The organism is Micromonospora sp. ALFpr18c, assembly GCF_008868155.1.
Lineage (GTDB): Bacteria > Actinomycetota > Actinomycetes > Mycobacteriales > Micromonosporaceae > Micromonospora.
Window position 1 is genome coordinate 1 of sequence record NZ_WBKR01000509.1, and the last position, 439, is coordinate 439.

The 439-nt window shown below is 68.3% G+C and carries 1 protein-coding gene; it reads left to right on the forward strand.

Translation table 11 applies throughout. The features are described from left to right. Positions 1-357 (forward strand): hypothetical protein (locus F8271_RS31875; protein WP_225854923.1); only part of this gene is annotated, 357 nt, incomplete at its 5' end. Between the last annotated feature and the right edge of the window lie 82 nt (positions 358-439).

Consider the following 439-nt stretch of genomic DNA (forward strand, 5'->3'; position numbering starts at 1 on the left):
CCGTGCCGGATCCTGCCGAACGGCGCACGGCCGGTGTATGCCGAATTCATCGGCGAGGAGCCGGCGAACGCGCCGTCGACGGAGGACGCGCTCGTCCTCGTCGAACTGGGCAACCCCGACGCGGCACGGCGGCAGGCCCTCGTGCCGATCCAGCTCTCGTACGACGGCAGGGAGCGGTACGCACGGCCGATCATCCTGGGTGACAATGCCAGCCCGTCCGGCGACCGGGTCATGACGTTCGTCTCATACCGAGTCGTGGGCGAGACCGTGCAGGCCACCGTCCGCAAGCTCGACGGTGGTACCGAGACGCGTCGGTGGCGCATGGTCGACTTCGCCGGCAACTGGGAACGGTACTAGCGTTGTTCGACCATCGAGCTGTCCACCCGCAGCGTGCCGAGGATCTCGTCGGTGCGGTCGACGCCGTCGGTCTGCTTGACCT